This is a genomic window from Bradyrhizobium valentinum (assembly GCF_001440405.1).
In the GTDB taxonomy this organism is placed as follows: Bacteria; Pseudomonadota; Alphaproteobacteria; order Rhizobiales; family Xanthobacteraceae; genus Bradyrhizobium; species Bradyrhizobium valentinum.
In genome coordinates this window covers 1-23,221 of the sequence record NZ_LLXX01000094.1, presented here as the reverse complement: position 1 = coordinate 23,221, position 23,221 = coordinate 1, and the positions used below count along the sequence as shown (strand labels likewise).

Here is a 23,221-nt window from a genome sequence, read left to right as displayed (position 1 = left end):
CATGCTTCATATGAAGAATGTGATACCATGCACATGTACGCCGCAAGAAAAAACGTTCTCGAAAATCGCGAAACAACCCTATTTTAAAGGGCGAAATGTCTTTCGCGACAGAAACTAGGCTAGATAGAATGGATTATGATGGCGTGCGAATGAGGTCTATGGATGCAGGCCGGCATTCCCTAACTAGACGAATGCCGGACTCGACGCACGAAGATACTTTGCTGTCTTCCTCGCCCGTCGCTATCGTCTGTACAGTTATGCTGTATGGTAAGTTATCAGACTGGAGCGAGTTTTGCTGCGTGAAGAGGAGAGGGGAACGCTAACCACTGGCGCAATGATGGTCAAACTGCGAGGCTCATATCCCGGACAATGTATTGTACGTCCAGCCGATCTGCCTAACTACTTTAATCAACTAAAGAATGTAGCCAATGACTGCAGATTAGGGTACCGATCTGCATCGCTCCGGCATTCTCGTGCTCCGCGCGTCGTCCCAGAACTAAACCGTTTGCACGGTTGTGTGGTATAGGAAACCTGACAAGGTTGGTGCGCCGAACAACTTGGGTTTGGAACAAGAATCGACAGTGCTGCGCCAGTCAACCTGGAAGAGAGTGCTTCGCCATCTTCTTAGAGCGCGTTTTGGCTTCAGCACATGGTTGGCAATAGGGATGTTGTTCAAGCTGAAACAAATGGACCGAAGAAGGCATCCTGAAGAGCGGAACATGGGGCAGTGATCCAAATCAGAGCATCGTCAATAATCGATGCTCGAAATTCCGGCCCACCAGCCTGTCGCGCGCGATCACGAGACACTCCACCGTGCCTGCCTCTTGGTCGGCGGCAAGCGGAATAACGCCTTCCTTGTGTATGCGATCAAATAGCAATCCTTCATCGACAAAACAATCAAGTGCCGTTTGGAGGGAGTTTAGTCGGACGTTCCGCACAGATGAAATCACGTAGGAATGGGAATAGTCGGCTCCTAGCAACCGGTCAGCAATGCTGTGCAGTACCGAGCCACCGCCCCACCGACCGTTCGCTTCATTAAACAGCAGCCGCCCGTCGATCGAGAAAATGGCATCTATATTGATCATTCCGCGGTAACCCAAGGTCCGCGCAAGCTCCACAAATCGATAGGCGTGCGCGTAAGCGGTCGAGTACTGCTCATTGCTCAAGTCGCTTGGAAGCTCTAGACCAGTCCAGACGAGAGCTCTTTCGGCCCGATCTTCGCTTCCATGCAGACGTATGTTTCCACTGTTGACGTATGCGATTGAACCATTTTCCTCGATTTCGAACTCAAGGTAGAACAGAGAACTGGCCAAGTGGTATGATTCTACGACCACTGTTTTACACGAGGGGGTTGTCATCTCAGACCAAAGTGCATCAGGATCAAACGACGGCCAAAGGACCCGTCGGGTCTCCCTTGCCCCAGGTAGTGGAGCGCTCTCCTTGCCGGTTAATATGACATTTCCAACCCCGCCGGCTCCATTGTCTAATTTTACAATGACGCTGCCGGTTTCAAGCCTTAGGGAGTTGACCGCTCTGAACAATTCTTCTGAGCTTGTTGCTATGCATCCACTGGGCAACGGAAGCGTGACACTTGTTGCCAATTGACGGAAGTGGCTCTTGCGGTTCAATAGATCAGGGCCTCGCTGCAGAGCGAAGTCGTTCCCTTTCTGCTGTATGCCGAGCATCGCCGCTAAGCGCGCAACGCCCTCAGTAGAGTAGCAAGCACAGAGTTTCCAATGTGTTTTCTCACGAATGTGGCGTCGGATTTGTTCAACAATTGTATTGGACTGCAGAGTGAAATCACTAAGGACCCGGGTCTCGTGCGCGTTTTCTGGCACGAGCACCAAGACGGTCGATGGGTCGAACCTTAGCGTCGCGCCAACGTAGCGTAGCAGATCAGTTGGGATCGCTACCGGAGAGACAATTAGGTCGCCCGCTTGTGCAAACCATACGGAGCGCCAGGCTGACTTGGCGGCAAGCGAAAGTTGGATTGCCGTCAGATCGGCACCCGACATTTGGGCGGTACCGGCGTTCATAATTAGGATCCGCGGCATCAACGAGCTCCGTGGTACTTGGCATATCGGGACGGAAGCGCAGTCCGGCACTACGATGAACGTGCGGAAGCGTATTCATGTAGGTACAGTTGTTCGAAACGACTTCAGTGAGCTAGAGACATAAGTTCGCGTGCAGGCGGCAAGAGAAATATTGCCAACGCCCAATCCGCGATATTCATTTGGTGCCTCCTTACCGACTTGATCGCGCATCGAGCTCTTTCAGCATAAAATGCTGGATCTTGCCCAACCCCGTTCGCGGCAATTCTTCCGTGAAAATGATTTCGCGCGGCACTTTGAAACGGGCGAGCTGCGACTGCATATGCGCGGTCAGTGCTTCCGCTTCAATCCGCACGCCCGACTGCCTGATCACATAGGCGACTGGTACTTCATCCCAGCGCGAATCGGGCCGACCGACGACAGCGCATTCTGCGACATCGGGATGCTCCATAAGCACACGCTCGACTTCTGCCGGATAAACGTTTTCCCCGCCGGAAATGATCAGATTCTTCTTGCGATCATGGACCCAAAAATACCCATCAGGATCGCGGCGGCCGATGTCGCCAGTGTGATACCAGCCGTTATGCAGCGCCTCGCGCGTTGCTTCTTGATTGCCCCAATATTCGCAGAAAACATTAGGCCCGCGCACTGCGATCTCGCCCAGGGTGCCTGGCGGCAGCTTGTTGCCCCCATCATCGATGATTGCCGCTTCGCAGAAAAGGCCGGGCAGGCCAGTCGTACCCTCACGCGAGAGATCACCGCCGAGTCTCGTATAGACAGCAATTGGGCAGGTCTCCGTGGAGCCATACACCTGCAGCACTGGTACGCTGCGTGCGACAAAGCGTTCGATCAGGTGCTGCGGCACCATGGTTGAGCCGGTGGAAATTGCTCTGAGTGAGCTTAGGTCGGTGGTCGACCACTTGGGATGCTCGGTCAGGCCTTGAATCATGGCAGGCACCAGCACGGCCAGAGTTGGTCGTTCGCGCTCGAACGCAGCGAGCGTCGCCTCTGGCGTAAACCGCGTGTGGATCGTAACCGTCGCGCCGTGATGCAACGCTGGCGTCGTCTGGATATTGAGGCCACCCACGTGGAACAGCGGCAACACTGTCAAGACATGGTCAGCCGAGGTGAGGCCATGCATGTGCTGACTCATAACCCCATTCCACAGCAAGGCCTCTTGGCGCAGCACAGCCCCTTTCGGCCGCCCTGTCGTGCCCGAGGTATAGACGATCAGAAGTGGGCAGGACAGGTCCGTGTACAAATTGCGACCATCGCCGCGCCCTCGGTCTAGAAGGCCATCCCATTTGCTTCCGCCGAGGGGCGCAAAATCCAAGCCGACGACAAAGATATCCGGCAGTTGCTCCGCCAGCGCCGGCAGGAGTGCCTCGAAGGCGTGTTCGATCACCAGCACCTTGGCGGCGGCGTCGGACAGGATGAAGAGCTGCTCGGCGACCGCAAGCCTCCAGTTCAGTGGCACGAGCATTGCGCCGAGCCGCGCGCAGGCATAGAGCAGCACCAGATGATCAGGCCGGTTAAGGCTGAGGATCGCGACGCGATCGCCTCTCTCGACACCGAGCTGGCTTTTTAGGGCGCGCGCGACCTGCTCGATCCGTTGATTGAAGATCGCGTAGCTTAAGGTCTCGCCCTCGAAATTGATCGCGGGCTTGTCGGGAGTGAACGCCGCGTTGCGCTCAATCAGCGTGCAGAGATCAACCATCAGTCACTTCCGTTTTCCCTGGCTTGCACAGTACTTGCCTCCCGAAGCGGCCAATGAGAGATCCTCTACGTCGCTCGGAAGGTGTCGATTACGGCTTTATTGTCTTAGATGAGGGGCCTTCCGTTAGGTACCCGCAAAGAGTTCAGCTTGTGACGATCTCGTGAGGCTCAGGTAGGGTGGATGTAATCCTCAGACTCAAAGTGTAGGCTCTTGCTCACGTACTTCAGTTTTGCTCGACAGGGGCTGCGTGCATCAGACAATGGTGATAAGCGCACCATGACGAGAGTTTCCTGCGCGATCTTCTCAATACAGGCTCGCCACACATATAGGCGGCTCCGGCATCTCCACCTTTGAGGCCGACAATGGCCCGGCATTGGCCTTGAGTGTGATTGACTAGCAAGATCTTCCTGGAGCCGTCAGGTCTTTTCACATGCCGCTCCGAGATACCGGGCAATCTCTGGCGATGTCGCGCCGATCGTGGCGAGCGAAATTTGCCGCCACAGCTCCTTGGGAGCTTCTGCAGCCCAATCGACCTTTATGCGTTTGCGCGATCTTGTTGCCATACCAGCTCCCAGGGATCTGTGCGCACAGAACAAAACACGCTTCTCGGATTGAGCGCGGCGTGGCCGGAAGCCGGCGCCACCTACTTTGAGATCGTACAATTTGACGCCACGTGCGATTCAAGTCCTTTGGGCGGCCGTCGTGTGAATATGTTCAAACTCCTAAGCCCGGGAGCAGCGATGATACGAAAACTGAAAAAGCACCGCCATTTCCTCATAGGATCTGGGCCGAGCCGGGCTAGCGTTGCCAGCGCCAAGGCCTTAAGGCGCCGTCTTAGTGAGCGGCGCAGCTGATGCGTGTCGGGTTCCCATTCAGGGCTGATCTTCTCGTCGCCATCATGCTGTTTGCCTCTGGGTAAGAAGCCGAGCTGCCAAAGGAGTTGCTATCGAGACAGATTAGGAACGAGTGTCACTTGCATGCAGGGCACTAACTCAGGATGCGAGCTGCCTCGGATCTTTCTGATCAGAACCTTCTTTCGATGTGTGCGCGAATTGCATTTGCTTTAGCGTCAATCCAGCCGCGCTCGCGCGCGCTTGCGACCATCTTGGCGTAGGCTGCTTACAGGTTTTGTTGTCCTTGGGGCAGCCAGGCAGCATAGGCACTAAATAGGCATCAGCGCATTGTCGTGGTCAACGAGCGTGATCCCTTTCAAGTCTGAAGGCTTAGCGGCATACGGGCCCTTCAAGACGAGCTTAAACCCGCAAAAATCGAAGGGCTCCGCCATTTGCACTCCCCTCTCGGGCAAGTATTCTATCATCATGACTCGGCTCCTTCATTGTGGCTCTCAACATAGCCTTAGCCGTAGGGTGTCGTTACGAATAGCGACATTGCGGTGAAAACCTGCACTCAGCCGTACAGTAACGTTCGAAGTTCGCGATGGAAGTTGATGAGTGGATTGCCTTGAGCTGATCGCGTCGCGACAATCCGGCCGATAAAGATCCCATGGGTGCCGACGAGTTGGTGGTGATGCAAGACGCATTCGAGCACGCAAACTGCGCTTTGCAGAACCGGTACGTCAAGAACGCCCTGATCCCATGGCGCTGTATCGAAACGGTGGACACCGTTTGCGCCATGCCGGCCGGCGAAACGCAGCGCGAGGTCCTACTGATTGCCGCCGAGAAGACTCACGCCAAAAGTGCCGTTGGCGAGTATCGCATCGTGAGTGTCGGAATTGGCATCAATACCGACCAGCAAGCAGGGCGGCTCCATGCAGATCGAGGTAATAGAACTGACCGTCCCCCCCCCCCGTCCAACGGCCGCTCCGGTCGCTACAATGGAGACGCCGCTCGCCAGATTTCGCATGGCTTGGCGAAACTCAATCGCCTCGATGGACTGAATATCGTTCATCCGGGGAGGCGATTGGCAATAGCCCAGCTCCGGAGTGGCGTTTGACCTCGAACTTTTGAACTATACGGAGATTGCGTGGGTCGCAACTCTCGAACTTGCCTCCGCGCAATTCGCGTTTGATCGCACCGGTAATCTGACTCCTCCACAGCATGATCTGGCAATGCAGCTGAACACAATCGTCGCTCCGCTTGGATGATAACGTTCAGCGCGCCTCCGCGTCAGATCGAATATGTTCCGCGTACTCGTAGCGTAGCAGCAGCGACGGGGAAGAGGGCCCGTACGTCCGAAGGGCTGGCGGTCCGTGATCTGTCTGGCGTGGCGTCATTCACTGCGAATCGTTCCTCGGTGGTGATATGGGCATGGCCGCCGCGCCGCTTTGTTTTCCGATACTGTTGAAAAGGCGCTCTTTCCCGAAGAGAAGACGCTCATCCAGCGTCGCGTGTAACGAAAGCCGCAGCTCGGGCGAGATCGAGTCGTCTGTATCGATCACCTCACGAAACTTACGAAACATGAGTTCGATCGTTGCGATCGATCCGAGTAGCGTGATCGTCCGCCAAGACATCATTGTTTGTCTCCTTCGCGGTACCGCGAAGCGCGAGTCCCCGAGTCGCCTGTCTTTTCGACGATCGCGGTGGTGCGCTTCGCACCGGCTCTGGCAATCTGAGTGGCCGTCGATCTTTCAGGCGCCGCCCTAGCCTCGATTAGCTCAGCAAGATTGATACGGTACGCATCCTGCAGCCTGATAAGCGCTCTGCTCCGAGCATAGACTGCCCTCATCCGCCTCGAGTTGTGAAAACTTTCCATGATTGTGCTCTTACCGTCTCAGGCTAATGCACGGCTATTTCGTGCAAACGGTGCATTTCGCCTCACCATCACCGGCCGCACTTCTCGGCCGTCGTCAAATGCAGGGGAGACCCACCGGCTCGGTGCTGATTGAGTTGCGCGGACCTTCTGGATGCTGACTAGCCGTCGCCAACAGCGGCGACACCTCACTATCGTTTGCGGCGAGCCGTATTCGGAGCGAAGCGAGCTCGGCTTGGAGGCTTTGCGCGCCATCACTGCACTTCGGTCGAAACCGCCGCCTCGCGCGAGAGCAGCGCGCGGGTCGCCGCCGTCACGTCAGCCTGCCGCATCAGACTTTCTCCGACCAGGAAGGTCGAAATGCAAAGCCGCGAAAGACGCAGAACATCGCCCGGGGCGCAGATACCACTTTCGCCGACGATCAGGCGATTCTTCGGTATGAGCGGCGCCAGCGCCTCGCTGGTCGTAAGCGTGGTCTCGAAGGTGCGCAGGTTGCGGTTGTTGATGCCGATCATCGGCGAGCGAAGTTTTAGCGCCCGATCGAGCTCGTCGCGGTCATGGATCTCGATCAGCACATCCATGCCATGGGCTAGGGCCGCAGCCTCGATCTCGCGAGCGGTTTCGTCGTCGAGCGCCGCCATGATGATCAGGATGCAGTCGGCCCCCTGAGCGCGCGCTTGTACCACCTGATAGGTGTCGAACATGAAGTCCTTGCGCAGCACCGGCAGATATGTTGCCGCTCGCGCTGCCATCATGAAATCAGGGTGCCCCTGAAAGAAGGGCGTATCCGTCAGCACCGACAGGCAGGCCGCGCCGCCCGCTTCATAGGCCCTGGCAAGCGAGGGCGGATCGAAGTCGCCCCGGATAAGGCCTTTGGAGGGAGAGGCCTTCTTGATCTCGGCGATCAGCGCATACTCATCTGCTGCGTGCTTGTTGCAGATGGCGGCGAGAAAACCCCGCGGGGGCGGGGCCCGCCGCGCGAGCGCATCGACCTCTGAAAGCGGCAAGGTGCGCTTGGCGGCTGCGATCTCTTCGCGCTTGTAGGCCTCGATCTTGGTCAAAATGTCGGACATCGGTCAGCTCGGCTGTCAGGCGTTAGAGATTGCGACTAGATGTTTCAATCGCGCCGCCGCGGCACCGCTATCAAGCGATTTCTGCCCAAGGGCGAGGCCTTCCTTCAAGGTTTTGGCACGGCCGGCCACGATCAATGCCGCGGCCGCATTGAGAAGCGCGATATCGCGATACGGGCTTGGGGCGCCGTCGAGCACGCTTTGCAGCGCGACTGCATTGGCATCGGCATCGCCGCCCTTCAGCCCCACGCTGCCGCAGCGGGGGAGGCCGGCCTGTTCAGGGGTCACTTCGAAGGTGTGGATCTCGCTGGCCTCAATCGAGGCAACAAAGGTCGGGCCGGTCAGGGTGATCTCATCGAGTCCGTCCGAGCCGTGCACCACCCACACTGACTCAGCGCCAAGATTCTTCAACACCTGCGCCAAGGGCAGCACCCACTGCCGCGAAAACACTCCGACTATCTGTCGCTTGACGCCGGCCGGATTGCACAGCGGTCCGAGTAGATTGAAGATGGTGCGGGTAGCGAGCTCAATCCGGGTCGGGTGAACGTGCTTCATGGCGGTATGATGGACCGGCGCAAACATGAAGCCGATGCCGGCTTCGTGCACGCAGCAAGTGACGTCTTCAGGGGTGATGTCGATCCTCACGCCGAGCGACGCCAAGACGTCGGCAGCGCCCGAGCGCGAGGACAGTGCGCGATTGCCATGTTTGGCAACCTTCACGCCAGCATCAGCGACGATGAAAGCGGCGCAGGTCGACACGTTGACCGAGCCCGAAGCGTCGCCGCCAGTGCCGGCAATGTCGACGGGATCGTGCGGCGCACTGACTCGCAGCATCTTACTCCGCATCGCGGAAGCGGCGCCGGTAATCTCTTCCACCGTCTCGCCGCGCACCCGCAGCGCCATGAGAAGTCCACCCATCTGCGCGGGTGTGGCTTCGCCTGACATCATGCTGTCGAAAGCGGATGCCGCTTCCTCGCGGGTCAGCGTGGCGCCGCCGGCGACTTTGCCAATATTCGAGTTGAAGGCGTTCATCGTGCTTTCGAACGTGCTAGCTGTTGCTAGTGGCAGCGGTTGCGTGGGCGAAGGCGACCTCGTTGATCAATGAGCCGATCCCGATGGTCCAGCTTGGTCACGAGGCCGGGGGGCCGCTTGTCGCACAACATGCTTGAAGACCTCTCTTTTGGCTCTTCTCTCGTCCGATGCGAACTCGACAAACGGCACTATCTCGCAGCTTTCCGGCTTCATCAGTGGGAAGTCAATTTGAATATGCGTCAGTTCCAAGCCTGAAATCATGTGCACGGCAACCCCGCTGCCGCGTTAGCCGATAACCATTGCTTGCGTGGTGTAGGTTTGGTCGTAATTGGTTTCCAAGCCTACAACCTGACGCAGCGTAAGGTTCAACCCCCTTCAGTGGCTTGGCTGAACATTATTCCAGTATTCCATTGTGCCACTTCCTGAGGTACGAGGAAACAAGCGGCCAAATGCAGGCCGCCGCCATCGTGGAAAACCCTTCCCAGCGCAGTCTGACTGATATGAGAACACTCACCGCGGGCGTTCCAGACAGACGTGCTCAAGATCCCTATGGGCGCAAAGAAGAAGAATTGAAAAACGGCAGCCCGATACGTGCCCCAGCCGACTTGTTCTGCAATGCCGACGTTTATTGCACCCAAGCGACGCGCGCGGTGAGGTGAGCGGAGCCGACATCGCGACATTGCAGATCCCGCCGCAACTCCTAGCCGCGTCCACGTGATTGCACGAAGCGGCGGATAGAGCATGTCGTCCAATGTGGATAGATGCGGTTCAGAGTCCCGAGCTTATGCACTATTCTTGATTGTGGCCTCCTCGAGTGCTCGCCGTACTGCGGCGCAAGAGGTTGCGGTACGGAAATAGTTAGCTAAACGCACATCGTGCCGGCTCGATGCCACTCGCTCGACCTGCCGCTTCAGATCGGCCATAACGGCGTGAAGCCCGCATGACGATCAGGCACCGCCTCACAGTCCCGCGTTTTCCGGAGCCGGGGATACAGGGTGGGCGGGGCAAGGAATGGCAGGGCCCATGCGCAGGTCTCCCATTCTTTCTAAGGTGCGGACGATCGTTAGACCAGCATTCTCAAGGGCATCCAGGATCTTGCCTGCATAAGCCGGCGCGTCGGTTGGTGTTCGCCGGTCAGGGCGCCGTACGCCTCCTCGCGCTCAGCGAGCTTGTGCTCAGTATATTCGCCGCAGACATTGCAGGATCATCGGTCGACCGCTCCAGGGATCATGCGACGCGATTTCGCACCAGTTATCGGAGTTGCATTTCGGACACTGCATGGGCGGGGGCTCCTGGCGGGTTCTCAGCTCGCGGGCTCGATTCTTGCCAACTCGAACGGGCGCTTGGGCAGCTTACCTCTGCAGAAGCATCGGGAGTGTGGAGCTCGTTTCGGACATTCCAGAAGCGAATAAAGCTAGCGAGGCCAGCGCGGAAGAAAGCGAAACAGACGTGGCAAACGCGCGCGGTCTTTGCAGCGCGCAAGCGGCGTGCCTTTTGGATCCTTGGTGGCTCACAAGTACTTAGCCTCGAAACCGCCCTTTCAGCTGCGGCGCAGGCGAACATTGCGAGCAAAGCGAGCGCGGCCCCCAACGGCAAAGGACAGCGTTGCTGAGGCGAGGGCGCCGATAAGGCTCAGATCGATTGTGGCTCTGGTTGATATACGTTCGAGGAACGCCAGACTGCAAGCGCAGCTCCACAGTTGAGGGCTGCCTTTTTGACAAAGCTGCAAAGTCCGCCGTTGTGAAGGGCGCGCCGAGTATCTTCGCGGTTCGGGCCGTGATGCCATTTTGCATCTTTTACCACTGCTCGCGACCCGAGTGTTCTTCAAGCGCTATTTGTTTGTTTGGCATTGTCCACTAGGTGTACTCCTGGATCCGTTCGGGGGCGACGAAAACATCGCTTCGGGCGCGCGCGAAGAGCGAATCCGGCCTAAGGCGATAGCCCGGTTGCGTGTTTGCGACAGCACATCGCGTTCGTTCAACGACATATCGGCATCGGATACTCATAGATCATCATTTGCGTGATGACGTCGTACTGGCACAGACCATTTCTGAAACCGTTTGCCGTGCTGCGTGAGGTTGCCAGACTTCAGCGGCTCACTGGTCCCCACCGAAACTGGTTTGAAGCCAATCTCCTCTAGCTGCTTCGAGAGTGTCGCGATGGGGCACATTGAAACCGGATCCGCCTGTCCTCAGATGAACTGACAACAACGCCGCCACGATTGCGAACAAAACCGTGGAGAGCGCCATCGATACCTCGCCGGTATTCGCCAGCAGCAAGCCAGCGATCCTTCACCAATGCTACCGTTCGAGCTGCGTCATCCAAGCCGATGATTGTCATCAATGAAACGGCGGCTTCTGGGTGGCATTCAATCCCTCGCTTCAACGGGACGGTGTTTGTTCTGCAGTACGGGACGACGGACCGGAATCGTGGTGGTGCGGTCAGGAATCGATCAGGGGGCACACGGACATTCCTACGACGCCCAGCGATCTGTTACGGCGCCGATCATCGGGGATGCGCGGATTACTCTGCTCTGCTTCTGACTGTCCTCTGTATCTTGCTCTGGTCGTTTCGGTGAAACGCTTTCGCGCTCGCCCTGGTCTTCGTCGCAGCAATCCTGCTCGCGATGATCTCTCGGTCTTGTGCGACCCGTTAAGGGGACGCACGCACCGCTCCGACCGCACCGCAGTCGTTGTGATCGGCGTCGATGTGCGACGGCGCGCCGAGGCTGGACATTTCTTTCGGCTTGCGGCGCCTAATCTGTCCGGGCGGACGCGATGCATGGTGACGTTGATCGAGCGGATGCCGGCAAGGAAGCCGGCGCTGGCTTCGAGCTCGGGGCCAGCGTGCGCCGCGCTCGTCAGCGCGAGCGGCGCCGCGGCGAAGGTGATGCGTTTCACTTCTCTGCCTTTCCGTGGGGTGTGGAGGTAGACCCGGCCGCCGATTTGAAACCCAGCCAGATCGAAGGACGGGCATAATCGGCGCCTTGCGCTTTGCGATTATCGCGCCGACTTCCATTTCATGTGCGGCTGGATCGCGCTGCGCTACCTCGATGATCCCGCCAAGGCGGCTCCGATCCGATCGCTACATTCTGAAGACGCCGTAATGTGGCGCCTCAATGGGTGTATTGAGCGAAGCGCTCAGGACGACTGCGAGCGCATTTCTGGTGTCGACAGGATCAAGAATGCCGTCGTCCCAGATTTCGGAGGTTGCATAATAGGCGCTCGATCGTTCCCGATACTCTTCCAGAATCGGCTCTCGAATAGCTGCCAACTCCTGCTCAGGCAGGCGTCCACCCTCACGGGTTAATTGTCTTGCCTTGACATGGGTGAGCACGCCTGCTGCTTGCTCTGCACCCATCGCAGAAATCTGAGACTGCGGCCAGGTGAACATAAAACGTGGATCGAAAGCCCGCCCGGCCATAGCGAACGTCCCCGCTCCGTAGGAGCCGTTGCAAACGACTGTGAACTTGGGCACCGACGCTCCAGAGACGGCCATGATCAGCTTGGCGCCATCCTTGGTGATGCCGCGCCGTTCGTATTCGCGGCCGACCATGAAACCCGTGATATTCTGCAGAAAGAGCAGGGGCGTTCGGTTCTTGTCGCACAATTGGATGAAGTGAGCGCCCTTCAGCGCACTGTCGCTGAACAGCACACCATTGTTTGCAATAACCCCGATCTGATATCCATAAAGCCGCGCGAAGCCGTACACCAGAGACTCGCCATAGCGAGACTGGTATTCGTGGAACCGGCTGCCATCCACCAGACGGGCGACGATCTCCCGCATGTCGAACTGCACTCGAGGATCCCTGGGAATGATGCCGTAGAGTTCGGACGCGTCGTACGCCGGCGGTTCCGGAGAGACTCGATCCATCGAGGCTTTCGTGGGACGATTGAAGCGAGCGACGATGTCCCGTGCGATGGCAATCGCGTGGATCTCGGAGCTGCGAAATAGTCACTCGCCCCAGACACGCTGGTATGCCATATGAGCGCCACCAAGCTCTTCGGCGGATACCGTCTCGCCCGTGGCCGCTTTCACGACCGGGGGGCGTGCTAGAAAAATCGCGCCCGTTCCCTCCACGATGATGTTGTAGTCGCTAAGCGCCGGAACGTACGCCCCTCCCGCGGTGCAATGACCCATTGCGATGGCGACTTGCGGCACTCCCATCTACGAGAGAATGGATTGATTGCGGAAGATTCGACCCTCGTAGTATCGATCCGCGAAGAACTCCGCCTGCAAAGGCAGGAAACCACCAGCACAGTCGCACAGATGAACCACTGGCAGACGGTTCTCGATCGCTATGTCCAAGGCCCGCACGATCTTCTTGACAGACAACGGATACCATGCGCCGCCCTTCACGCTGGCGTCATCCGCGTGAACAATGACCTCGCGACCCGCTACGATGCCGATGCCGACGACCTGCGCAGCGCCCGGCACCTCGCCGTCGTAAGCCTTGTTAGCGGCTAGCGTCGAAAGCTCGAGGAACGGAGTTTCTGGATCGAGCAAAGCCTCGATCCGATCACGTACAAACAACTTGTTTTGCCGACGCAGGCGCTCAAGTTCTCGTTCAGGACGGTTGAAGCGGACGACACGTTGTCGTTCCTTCAATTCGGCCGCAAGTCGTCTATTGTGGAGTTCGTTGAGGCGGAATTCGTGGGATTTGACATCCGCCGCAGAAGCGATCCGCTGCATCTCAACGCCCTTCCTCTGAGAGCGTAACCAGCACTGCGCCTCGCTCGAAGCTCTCGCCTTCGTTGAAGTGAATTCGGTCGATCACGCCGTCCCGTGGAGAGCGTATGATGGTTTCCAACTTCATGCTCTCGATTTTCATCAGCGCCGTGCCTGCGGAAACGGGTTGACCAGGCGAAACGCTGGTCGTAACGACGAGACCCGGCATTGGCGCGCGGGCCAGGAGATGATCTGCCTCATTAGTCGCGCAAGCGAGCGTTCTCAACGGGTCGCGATAGTGCAAAATGCGCGTCCTGCCGCGGATGTGCACGTGAATAACCTCGCCGTCGATGGCGAACCTGACCGGTTCGCTTTCGCCAGCGATGGTAAGGACGCCGCAACCGTCGCCTTGCTGGGAGAACACGACTGGGCCAATCACTTTGTTACTCAAGAGAAGGCGATAGCCCTGTTGGTAACGTGAAAGCGATAACTGATAATCTACGCCATCAACTTCAAAAGAGTGTTTCACGTCAGTTTCTCCAGCTGCCCAGCGCTGCGTGAAGCTCGGGCACGGCATCTGCCGATTCGCGGATAGGTCTCGTCAGGAGGGCGGCTGTGGCGAGGAAGGCAGATAAGTCGGACGCAGGCTCGCCCGATGCGATGTGCGGATTTTCCTCAAGATATCCAGTACGGATGTGTCCGCTCAGAAATGCCTCGTCACGGAGGATACGTGTGAGAAAGTTTGCATTTGTCTCGCAGCCGAGAAGCACCAGCTCCCGCATCGCGCGATGGGCCTTCAGCGCAGCCTCAATGCGCGTCGGCGAATGCGCGATGATCTTTGCGAGCATGGGATCGAACGCTGTCGTGATCTGCTGGACTTGCAAGATGCCGCTGTCGATCCGTACGCCGTCGCCGTCCGGGTACTCAAGAACAAGTACCTTACCAGTCGTCGGAACATATCCACGTTCCGGGGCTTCCGCATACAGTCTAGCCTCGATCGCGTGTCCTCTCGAGACGATATCGGACTGCGAAAATCCAAGTTCGCGGCCCGCGGCGACATAGATCTGTTGAGCAACAAGATCGATGCCGGTGATCATCTCGGTCACAGTATGCTCGACTTGCAGTCGCGTATTCATCTCAAGAAAATAGAACTCTCCGCCGGCGAAAATGAATTCGACAGTGCCTGCGTTTCGACAGTTGGCAGCGCGCGCGATGCTGGCGGCGGTTTCGCAGACCCGCTTGCGCAACTCTGGCGACAGCGCGGGCGACGGCGACTCCTCGATGATCTTCTGGAACCGGCGCTGCACCGAGCACTCCCGCTCAAAGAGATGGATCACGTTTCCGAAGGAGTCGCCGAGCACCTGTACTTCGATGTGCCGCGGGTTTTCGACATATCGTTCGACGTAAAGCCGGCCATCGCCGAAGTACCTCTGCCCCTCACTGCGCGCGCCTGCGCAATCGCGTCCTCCAGGGTAGCGAGGTCGCGTACGATCCGCATGCCCTTGCCGCCACCGCCCGCCGATGGTTTCACCAGCAAAGGAACTCCAACAGCTCGCGCCCTGAATGTGAATGTCGCTGGATCATCTTCTTCGATCGCCGAAGGTGCGACCGGAAAACGTTTCCGCTGAACGAACTTGTGGGCCCGGATTTTATCGCCCATCAGTTCTATGCTTTCGGGGGCGGGCCCGATGAACGCAATACCCGCCTTTATCACGGCCCTGGCGAACTCAGCATTCTCGGAGAGAAATCCATAACCCGGATGAAGGGCGTCGGCGCTCGCCTTGTGGGCAGCAGCGATGATTTGCGCGATATCGAGATAGGCCGCTATCGGCGTGCGACCGCTGATGGCAATCGCCGTGTCAGCCATGGAGACAGCCGGCGTCCCCGCATCGGCATCGTGGTAGACAATTGCAGAGCGAAGCCCCAGCCTTCGCAAGGTCTTGATGATTCGTACGGCAATCTCGCCTCTGTTGGCGATCAGAATGGTGTGGAAGGGTAATTCACGCATTTCGCCTATTCGTCCAAGCAAGTGCCCGATGCCGGGAGTCCCGTCAGGCGCAAGCGGTTGGTGCTGCCTCAATTGCCCGCGCGCTTTCATCTGTCCCCATCCAGCGTTGCCGTCCTGGAATTCAGCCGGGGACTAGTCTCGAACGCGGGCAATCGAAGGCGCCGGCCTATTGACGCTGGCTCATTTGGAGCCTTCCTTTCCTTTGGCAGAGTCTCGAGCTGATATCACGTAGCGACATTGGTCACTCAGGTTTGTGAACTTGGCTCTGAGACAGGCAGTAATGGCGCCTGCATCAGGTATGTGGCTGCCACAAAAGCGAAACACGTCCGGTGTGCAAGCCTCTCGCTCCTCCGGTGTCGCCGGCCGATCTCGCGCACCCGCCTGTTCGGTGCATAGAGCTGTTGTCGTCACAACAGCAACAGCAAGTGCTGTTGCACAGCGGTGTGCTTTGAAGAACCAAGACCCATCCGTTCGCTGCTTTTGATTCACGATATCCTCTTCAAGTCGACACATCCTGCGGTATTGTTCGTCCTGCGCGAAGCGCAGTATGACCTGTCTACCGGGAAACAGGCCGGAACCACTCAAAGCATTGACGGCCGCGGAAGCGCACTTTGCGTATCTGTACACCCATCGCAGCGGTGCCTCGGTCGCTTAGTCGTGAGATACCGTAATTTTCCGAGCGCGAGGAGGTGGCTAACAACCCGCCAGTCGGCCGATACCCAGAGCCGCCAACCAGGGCGAAACAACGATTGCGGCCCGGCTAGCCGAAAGAAGTTACGATAGCGGTAAAATATACCCCGGGAGCAATTCCGGCATTCAGCTACGTCCAACACGCCCCCGAAGCTGCACCTGGTTGGGGAGTGCGAACCATTATCGGTCTGTAACAGCCGGGGCCATCACCCACATGGTGCGCTCTCGCGACCTGCATGCCACCTCTTGCGAGGAGCGGCACGCGTGACATCGGAGATTGAGATTGTGCCAAATGCCCGTCCTGTTCCGGCTGCAACTTGGCCAGTTCGCCATGCGCTCCATAGATCACTTCGCTTTCGGGGGAGTGCTCGAGGATCGTGACGGGCCCTTGCGGCGTGAGCTTAAGAGTTTGGGACATTCGCAATTCTCATCACCTGGTGGGAGGCTTTCAGATGGCCTTAGGGGCGGCACCTGCTTTTAAGATCGTACAATCTAACGCTGCGTACGATTCAAGCCCCTTCGAGGACTGCTCGTGTGGATATGTCCAAACTCGCGGGCCCCCACGAGCCATCTGGCGCGAATCAGAGTGAGAGGCCTCCACTGGCGCGGAAAATCTCAGTTTCATTCCCATCTAAGCCGAGGGCAGCCGTGCACGTGTTAGAAGTGACAGCTCCAGCACGGCTGATCCCTCCAAGCCGGCAAGTCGGAGAGATCGAAACATTGGATTGGTTTGCGATCCTAGTCAGCGCAAATCGTGCGACGTGGTAGCAGTTCGAAGAGGGAAGAGCTTTCAAGCCCGAGATGGCGGGCGCTTTAGATGCTGCGCGTCTAAACCTTCGTCCTGGCAGAAACTTGACGTAGTGCGCTTTCGAAGGAGGTCGTGGCGGCTGGGGATGGTATCGTGCTGGGTCCGGCTGCCACCGGGTGTGTACGAGGCATGAGCAAAGCAACTCTATCAACCGCTCAATGCGTGTGCACCCGCTTCGGCTTTCTCAAGCGAATCGCGCCCGCGGCTTCGCTCCTTCCGAGATATAGGCAATTGGGCCGAATTTGTGAATTTTGCGGGGAGGGCGGCCTACGTAATGTTGGAGGGGCTGGTGTCGCATTTTCCTAATGTACGAACTGCATGCTCATCTGCATGAAACCGATAGATCCGTTCTACGATCCCAAATTCTGGCGAGGCCGTGCGGAAGCGACGCGGACCAAAGCGGTGTCGTTCGCTGAAGGCAAGTCCAGAGATAGGCTCCTTAAGATCGCCGAGGAATATGAGAAGCTAGCCCGACGCGCAGAGCAGTGGCCGACGCTTAAAGAGGATGGCGACGCAGAGCCTAATCACAGTTCCTGATTCTTCGCCGGGTTCTCGACAAAATCGGATGCCGTGTTATGGCCGATAGATCTCCACTCGAAAGGATCAGGGTAGCGAAGCCGCACCGTGGCCCTGCGCAGTGTCCCAAACGAACTTCGCGCCGTCCGGCAGTTCGCAGATGAATTCGCCCTGATTCAGGACTTCGGTCGTCCCGGCGGTCAGCTTGGAGGCCCGCACCGTAAGCTTGCCTTCGCGGCTGAGGCTGTGGCGAATGTATTCCGTCACCGGGTGTCCCGAGCTATCCACGGTTTGATGCGCATTGGCAAAGCTTATGCCGTTCTGGGCGGTCACCCTGAAGGCACTTATAACCAACCCGGCCTGCGTGGCCGGCCCGGGCTTGCCGCCATCGACGGTGGTACAGCGGTTCAGGTCCAGTATGAACTTCACATTCTTGCCGGCCTGCAGGGCGCTGAGCACCTGGGCGTATTTCGGCGAGGGCTCATCGGCCTTGGCGATCGTGCTCACGCTTACAGCCGAAAGCAAGGACAACAGGATCGACAGGCGTCTGCCACTGAACTTCATACGCTCTTCTCCTCCACAACAACCGCAGGCCACGCAAACGCCAACTTGCCCGATGTCGTGTTCACAAACAGCCTGGCGGATTCCGGACATATTCGGTTCGCAACAACTACACGTGTCGCAACCGCGCGCAAGTCGTTGCGAAGGATAATCCAACCTCACAACCTCGTACGTAAGGTTTGCGAAGTGGCTTCACCATTTGTGACACCCTCTGCACTGTTTGGTCCAGCGGGTGGCAGCGTCGAAAGTACGAACGGCAATAGTGCGTGAATGCAAAGGAGGCCGATATGACCGAGAGGGTGCAGGTTAGGACTCTCATATATCGTAAGCGGAAGAGTTTCGAACGAGCCTTCAAGAAACGGGCATCTTGCCGAGCACTCCGTGCGGCCGCCCGGCAGGGACCGCTGCCGTCCGAAGAAATGGTCGGGGAATGGACGGCCGGCGAAATTGATGCGGTGGGACGACGAGCAAAATACTTGCTCGGTCAAGGGACTTGATCTCGGTTTACCGAAACAGGCTTGGCGGAATGTCAAATGGCGCGACGGCAGCGTTGACTTCTTGACCTCGCGCTTTGCGCGGCTCCGGGTCCGCCCCGCTGGCTGACCCGCGGCGCTCCCGCTCAGAACAGAGGGTGACATGCCGACTCGTTCGCTACCACGCGGCGGTGCCTCGCGAGCGTATTTGCTTAGACGCTACGTAGATGTCCGTGCTGCGCTATCGAAATGGAAGCTCATGCGCCGTCATGATTTGTGACGCAGTAAATCTAATCCGTTCGGATATCGGCGTCCCTCTGGTCACAGGCCGCGCAAAGGAAGTCTCCCTGACATCGAAATTCGGCAATCGTCCGGCCACCGATCAAATCGATCTTGATGGCGTAACGCAAACTAAGCCCGGAGGAGATGGCCCATACGTACGCGCGCCCGCCCGCAAATGAAAATCCGTGTGGCCGGACACCGGCGATTTCGACGCCGATCATCGGCACCTTTTCGTGTGGCATATCATTTGCACGGGTTTATCTGGGTTGGACACGGCCAGGTGCCGCGCCATGCCCCAACCGGCCCGACGCACCTCATACCCGGCAGTGTGCGTCGGGCCGGTGCTGTTTCAGCATAGGAGATCGACGCTCGACCGCATTCATCGGTGTTAAGTCGGATGCAGCCGTTTGTGCGATGACCGATACAACGGTGCCGTTTCACTCGCGCTGTGCGAGGTGTGACACTGTGCATTGCCGCGCGTGCAACATCAAAAGCGCTTTCTGTGGTTCTGGCATGGAGAGCGCGTTCGCCAACGCGTCTAAGCTGCACCGTTAGGACTGATTTGCAGAGCTCAAATGATGCGCGATTTTCCGAACATCTCGATCAGCCTGTCTGTCGTTCCTACTACCGGATGGGGGCATCTCCTAGTTCGATATCGAAACGGCCGCGCTTCTACGCGCGGTCCTGAACGGAGGCTGCAAAGGTTTCCCAGCACCAAACCCAATAAATCGATTTCCGTTTATGGCGATCCTTCCGATGCGTTACATTATAATCGATTCTGTGGCTGATCTTGGGGATGGAGTCACATAGCGGCCACTTCAGGCTGTGTTACGCTTGGGGAATTTCACGGCTCGCCAGCACATTCAGCACGTATACTGAGATCTGACCCAAGAGCCGTAGCAGCCTCGCATATCGCATAGGGGCCGCCGCTGACCGACCACGCCGCAGGAGATATCGGCCTTTCGCGACAGCGAGGAGCGCGCCTCTTGCCGATCACGAAGGCGGGGATCAAGCCGGAGGGCGGGGGTGAGGGTAAGATCGATCGACCGAGCAGGCTCGGATAGCGCTCTGCTGATCCGGGCTATGCTTGTTTCGTTTCATCCGGCTGCTTGCTCGGCTGCATCCGCGTGCAAGCACGAAGCAAACGCGTTGTTAAGAATTGGCCCGCACTGATCTGCGCGATTCCGATTCGTTCCTTGCGAACAAAATAGAGTCGGATGGAGAACAAAGCTGTGATGCTGCTTGTCTCCCTGCTTCAGGTAAGGATCGGCTGGAGTTATGATCATCCGACCGAGCAGGGCGCGGCTTCATGGCGAAGAAAGCGGGCAAGCAAGCATCGCGGCATACGGTCCTCGTGATCGACATCGGTGGTTCGCGTGTGAAGGTCACGACTAACAGGGAGCGAACCAGGCGCGCGTTTGCGTCCGATCCCAAGCTATCAGCGAGAGTGATGGTCAGGAAGGTCAAGGCGCTGACGAAGGACTGGTCCTATGACGTCGTCGCGGTCGGATATCCCGGACCTGTGGTCAACAACCGGCCTTTGTCGGAGCCTCACAATCTCGGTCTCGGGTGGGCCGGCTTCAATTTCGAAAGGGCCTTGTCGCCCGACCAAGGTCGTCAACGATGCGCTGATGCAGGCGATCGGCAGCTATCAGGGCGGCCGAATGCTGTTCCTCGGCCTCGGCACGGGTCTTGGCTCCGCGATGATCGTGGATGGCATTCTGGAATCGATGGAGCTGGCTCACCTGCCGTACCGCAACGGCAAGACATTCGAGCAATATGTCGGCGCCGCAGCCCTCAAGCGCGTTGGCAGGAAGAAATAGCAACGCACGGTCGATGACGTCATCAGGCGCCTGCTCGCAGCCGTGGAGCCGGATCACATCATGCTGGGCGGCGGCAACGCCGGCAAGGTCGACAAGCTGCCGCGCAAGGTCCGCCTCGGCGTCAACACCAACGCGTTCGAGGGCGGATTTCGGCTGTGGAAGAAGGGGGTAGTTAGATCGTCCAGCGTACGGCGATAGAGAATGCCGCAGCTGCATAGGCGCGTGAGCTTTGCACCTGGATTTGAATGGCCTCTCAACGATCGACTGTCTATGGTGTCCGCATGTCCCGCCTTGGGTATCTCTTCACTGCTATCGTCCTGTCGCTGTTATCAGTCGCCGCTCTGGCCGCACCGCTTCAAAAGCGGCGGGCTCCGCGCTGGCACGGCTATGGCTTCCTGCCGGGTGACCAGCAGCCGCTGAACAACAGCCTTCCACTTTACGCCCAGAAAGACGCGATGCGGCGATCGGCACGCCGCGACCGGCGCCCTTGGTACATTGACCCGGTCCCCCGTTACTACGGGTATGATGGCGCCTGGCACTATTTCGGCCGGCCCGGCTTTTACGACGGCCGCTACAATGGCGGCAGCTTTGGCCCGTGCTGAACGCGGACGCCGACCGGGCCGATCTGGAATTCCGGCTGATTAGGTGGTAGGGCGCAATGGCGAAGCGTATTGCGGCGTCTGGCGTTGGTGACGGCTTAAATTGGGCTAATCCAACTGGCGTGCGTACGCACGTGCCTCCAATATTCGCGACCCGCTGAGAGGTCAGTCGATGACCTCAGGCGTGTATGCCAGATGGCGCTTGCCAACGCGCCCATCCTTGTGGCGCGAACTTGGCTGCTTTGGCCGCCGCCTTGCTCATGAGAACGCGTAAATGACCCAGCAGATGCCGACCCACAGGAGCGTGTTGAGGAGGACCGCCGCAAGCGGCCAGAAGTTCCACACTATCCGCGGCTGCGAAGCATCAGTATGCAATGCGCGATCGGCCTTACCGCCTTCAATCACGCGCGGTTGTGGTTTGCCCCAGTGTGTCATCCGTATCCCATGCTTGCGCTGCGCTAGTCGATTTGGGTCCCAGCAAATCGAGATCACCAAGTCAAGTGAACGTCGCCATGCCGATGCCGATAGAATCACGGCCGTGAGGCTGGCGAGCCTGATCGTCCGCCTTGCCGACTACCAGATCCCAGCCGACCTACGGTCCAGGGTTGGCTCTTCGAGCACCTAACCATAGCGCTCAATGATCACGTGAGCCTCAGGCCTTTTGGAGATCGATGAACCCCAGCGTTGCTTCGCGGTCGGCGCTTCCCTTCGACGACGCGGCACCTTGCTCAATGGGGCCATGGAGCTCCTGCGGCATCAGCCAGCGCGAGGCATCATCACCAATCAATTGAAATCTCGTGACGAAGGCGAGCTCGTCATAGCCGATCTCCTATTGATCCGCCCGCGACTGTCGCGCCCTCGATGCCCTTCGGCTGCATGGCCTCATGAACGCTGGGCGAACTCACTGACTCGATCACGGCTACCTTAAAAGGTGTCTCGGCGAGGCAGATCGATAATTTTGCGAAGGCCATCCTCTTGGACATCTCCGCGCCGTTCACGAAATTCGCACTCTTCCAAAGTAGGAAGTTTCCGATCGTGTTGATGAAGCGGCCTTCCGGTAGTACGGTTTCATCCACGACCAGCTCCGTTGGTCGCGTGTCGGCCGAGATCTGAAATTGCGCACCTTGCATGACGTGGTTGTAACATTGTCCATTCGCGCCCGATCTCATAGCTGCCCCGTGACCAGCCGTCCGCTTGACGGTCGAGGCTTGGTCGGTGCGGTTAAGTTGGCGGCGAGGGCCACATTAATGTCTGCCGCTTGTACAGTTACGACTAGCCTCAACGCCGCATTGATCAATATCAATCGAGCAAGTCTCATTGTGAATTCCTGGGTTGGTGACCAGCGCGCCGCCTTTTAACTGCGGCATCTTCATCTCAGCAATCGGCGTGCCGAACGCGAAAGTGCTCTGCGCGTCGCTTGAAGAAGAAAAAGCACGTGCCCGAAGCGGCACCCGCGGAATGATTTAGGTGCAGTAGTCGGATTCTCCACATCAACGTCCGCAACCGGACACGACTGGTACGACAAAATAGATGACAAATGACGCCGGTCCCCCTCGTGCCGCCAAGACGGCAACAATTCTTTCGCATTTTGGGTTCAATCCAGCGGCTACATTCAGGGCCGCCGGCTCGCCGTCGGATCGACTGAAGAATGACGTCCGTCACTGGCGCTAAAAGTACTTCCCTCATTCTCACCTAGTGGTTCATCATAGTGATTTTGACGTTTTGATACCGAGCCATTCGAGGATGGGCAAGTTTTCCGGTGGCAAGAGAATCTCGATGCTTCTGGGGACGCCGGGTTGACGTCGGATGAAGCCGTTCCGTTCGAGGGTGACGATCATCTGGTGGACAGTCGGCGGGCTGACGCGGAAATGGCGCTGGATGTCGGCTTCGGCGGGCGGCTGTCCGAACATGTACGAATAGGTATGGATGAAAGCGAGGTAGTGCCCCTGCTTCTCGGTGAAACGCGCGCCTGATTTTTGACTCATCGTTGGATTCGTCCCGGCCTCCGACAAGGAGGCAAAGCATGAATGTACGTTATCAGGTCGAATTGAGCCAAGCCGAGCGCGATGAACTGACGGCGATGCTCGGCGGCGGCAAGCACGCCGCCCGCAAGCTCAAGCGGGCGCAGATTTTGCTGGCGGCCGATAGGGGCCGCCGCGACGAGGAGATTGCCCGGACCGTGAGTGTCAGCCTCTCCACCGTCGGCCGGACCAA

17 protein-coding genes and 4 pseudogenes are annotated in these 23,221 nt (G+C 58.1%); 5 read left to right on the top strand and 16 right to left on the bottom strand.

From position 1 onward, the window contains the following. Positions 1-737 precede the first annotated feature (737 nt). The 6 genes and pseudogenes from CP49_RS46000 to trpD form a co-directional block, all read right to left on the bottom strand. Positions 738-2,036: a preATP grasp domain-containing protein gene (locus CP49_RS46000; protein ID WP_245310687.1), complete on the bottom strand. Its 1,299-nt coding sequence runs from the start codon at positions 2,034-2,036 to the stop codon at positions 738-740. A gap of 208 nt (positions 2,037-2,244) precedes the next feature. After that, complete coding sequence (locus CP49_RS14440) at positions 2,245-3,768, bottom strand: class I adenylate-forming enzyme family protein (RefSeq protein ID WP_057850903.1); 1,524 nt, start codon at positions 3,766-3,768, stop codon at positions 2,245-2,247. A 1,407-nt stretch (positions 3,769-5,175) separates the two neighbouring features. Then, positions 5,176-5,631: pseudogene (locus CP49_RS42755) on the bottom strand (flavin reductase family protein). A gap of 370 nt (positions 5,632-6,001) precedes the next feature. Next, positions 6,002-6,241, bottom strand: a complete 240-nt coding sequence (locus tag CP49_RS14430) for a hypothetical protein (protein ID WP_057850901.1) — start codon at positions 6,239-6,241, stop codon at positions 6,002-6,004. A 490-nt stretch (positions 6,242-6,731) separates the two neighbouring features. Continuing rightward, entirely contained in the window at positions 6,732-7,550 is an 819-nt protein-coding gene (trpC, locus tag CP49_RS14420; RefSeq protein WP_057850899.1) for an indole-3-glycerol phosphate synthase TrpC, read from the bottom strand. 15 nt (positions 7,551-7,565) lie between these two features. Continuing rightward, a complete protein-coding gene (gene trpD, locus CP49_RS14415) occupies positions 7,566-8,579 on the bottom strand; it encodes an anthranilate phosphoribosyltransferase (protein ID WP_057850898.1) in 1,014 nt (337 codons plus the stop codon). 449 nt (positions 8,580-9,028) lie between these two features. On the opposite strand from trpD, the gene CP49_RS44620 reads away from it, so the two are divergent. Continuing rightward, positions 9,029-9,238 carry a hypothetical protein gene (locus tag CP49_RS44620; protein ID WP_156438416.1) on the top strand — a complete coding sequence of 70 codons (210 nt, stop codon included), beginning with the start codon at positions 9,029-9,031 and terminating at the stop codon, positions 9,236-9,238. A gap of 2,118 nt (positions 9,239-11,356) precedes the next feature. Next, positions 11,357-11,557: a hypothetical protein gene (locus CP49_RS14410; RefSeq protein ID WP_057850897.1), complete on the top strand. Its 201-nt coding sequence runs from the start codon at positions 11,357-11,359 to the stop codon at positions 11,555-11,557. A 106-nt stretch (positions 11,558-11,663) separates the two neighbouring features. Here CP49_RS14410 and CP49_RS14405 read toward each other — a convergent pair. The 7 genes and pseudogenes from CP49_RS14405 to CP49_RS14380 form a co-directional block, all read right to left on the bottom strand. Beyond that, positions 11,664-13,271 (bottom strand): annotated as a pseudogene (locus CP49_RS14405) (acyl-CoA carboxylase subunit beta). 1 nt (position 13,272) lies between these two features. Beyond that, entirely contained in the window at positions 13,273-13,776 is a 504-nt protein-coding gene (locus tag CP49_RS14400; protein WP_057850896.1) for an acyl-CoA carboxylase biotin carboxyl carrier protein subunit, read from the bottom strand. A 1-nt stretch (position 13,777) separates the two neighbouring features. Beyond that, positions 13,778-14,344, bottom strand: coding sequence for a biotin carboxylase domain-containing protein (locus CP49_RS47290; protein ID WP_245310688.1), 567 nt, complete (start codon positions 14,342-14,344; stop codon positions 13,778-13,780). Continuing rightward, a pseudogene (locus CP49_RS48640) lies at positions 14,345-14,641 on the bottom strand (ATP-binding protein); the annotation flags it as partial. Continuing rightward, complete coding sequence (locus CP49_RS47285; RefSeq protein WP_245322628.1) at positions 14,581-15,255, bottom strand: biotin carboxylase N-terminal domain-containing protein; 675 nt, start codon at positions 15,253-15,255, stop codon at positions 14,581-14,583. The pseudogene CP49_RS48640 and the gene CP49_RS47285, both read right to left, overlap by 61 nt. Before the next feature lie 2,101 nt (positions 15,256-17,356). Then, positions 17,357-17,833 carry a VirK family protein gene (locus tag CP49_RS14385; protein ID WP_057850894.1) on the bottom strand — a complete coding sequence of 159 codons (477 nt, stop codon included), beginning with the start codon at positions 17,831-17,833 and terminating at the stop codon, positions 17,357-17,359. Positions 17,834-18,593: 760 nt separating this feature from the next. Next, a complete protein-coding gene (locus CP49_RS14380) occupies positions 18,594-18,806 on the bottom strand; it encodes a hypothetical protein (RefSeq protein ID WP_156438415.1) in 213 nt (70 codons plus the stop codon). A gap of 1,088 nt (positions 18,807-19,894) precedes the next feature. On the opposite strand from CP49_RS14380, the pseudogene CP49_RS14375 reads away from it, so the two are divergent. Together CP49_RS14375 and CP49_RS14370 are read left to right on the top strand one after the other, a co-directional pair. Continuing rightward, positions 19,895-20,606, top strand: a pseudogene (locus tag CP49_RS14375) (ROK family protein). 83 nt (positions 20,607-20,689) lie between these two features. After that, positions 20,690-21,010 carry a hypothetical protein gene (locus tag CP49_RS14370; RefSeq protein WP_057850892.1) on the top strand — a complete coding sequence of 107 codons (321 nt, stop codon included), beginning with the start codon at positions 20,690-20,692 and terminating at the stop codon, positions 21,008-21,010. Between the two features lie 649 nt (positions 21,011-21,659). Here CP49_RS14370 and CP49_RS48635 read toward each other — a convergent pair. From CP49_RS48635 to CP49_RS14360, 3 genes are all read right to left on the bottom strand, one after another. Beyond that, positions 21,660-21,794: a hypothetical protein gene (locus CP49_RS48635; RefSeq protein ID WP_276326480.1), complete on the bottom strand. Its 135-nt coding sequence runs from the start codon at positions 21,792-21,794 to the stop codon at positions 21,660-21,662. 28 nt (positions 21,795-21,822) lie between these two features. Next, complete coding sequence (locus CP49_RS14365; RefSeq protein ID WP_156439516.1) at positions 21,823-22,083, bottom strand: hypothetical protein; 261 nt, start codon at positions 22,081-22,083, stop codon at positions 21,823-21,825. A 627-nt stretch (positions 22,084-22,710) separates the two neighbouring features. Then, complete coding sequence (locus CP49_RS14360; RefSeq protein ID WP_057850890.1) at positions 22,711-22,992, bottom strand: LexA family protein; 282 nt, start codon at positions 22,990-22,992, stop codon at positions 22,711-22,713. Between the two features lie 38 nt (positions 22,993-23,030). Between CP49_RS14360 and CP49_RS14355 the strand changes: the two genes are divergently transcribed. Then, positions 23,031-23,221: helix-turn-helix domain-containing protein (locus CP49_RS14355; RefSeq protein ID WP_197423113.1), on the top strand; the 191-nt coding region annotated here is incomplete at its 3' end.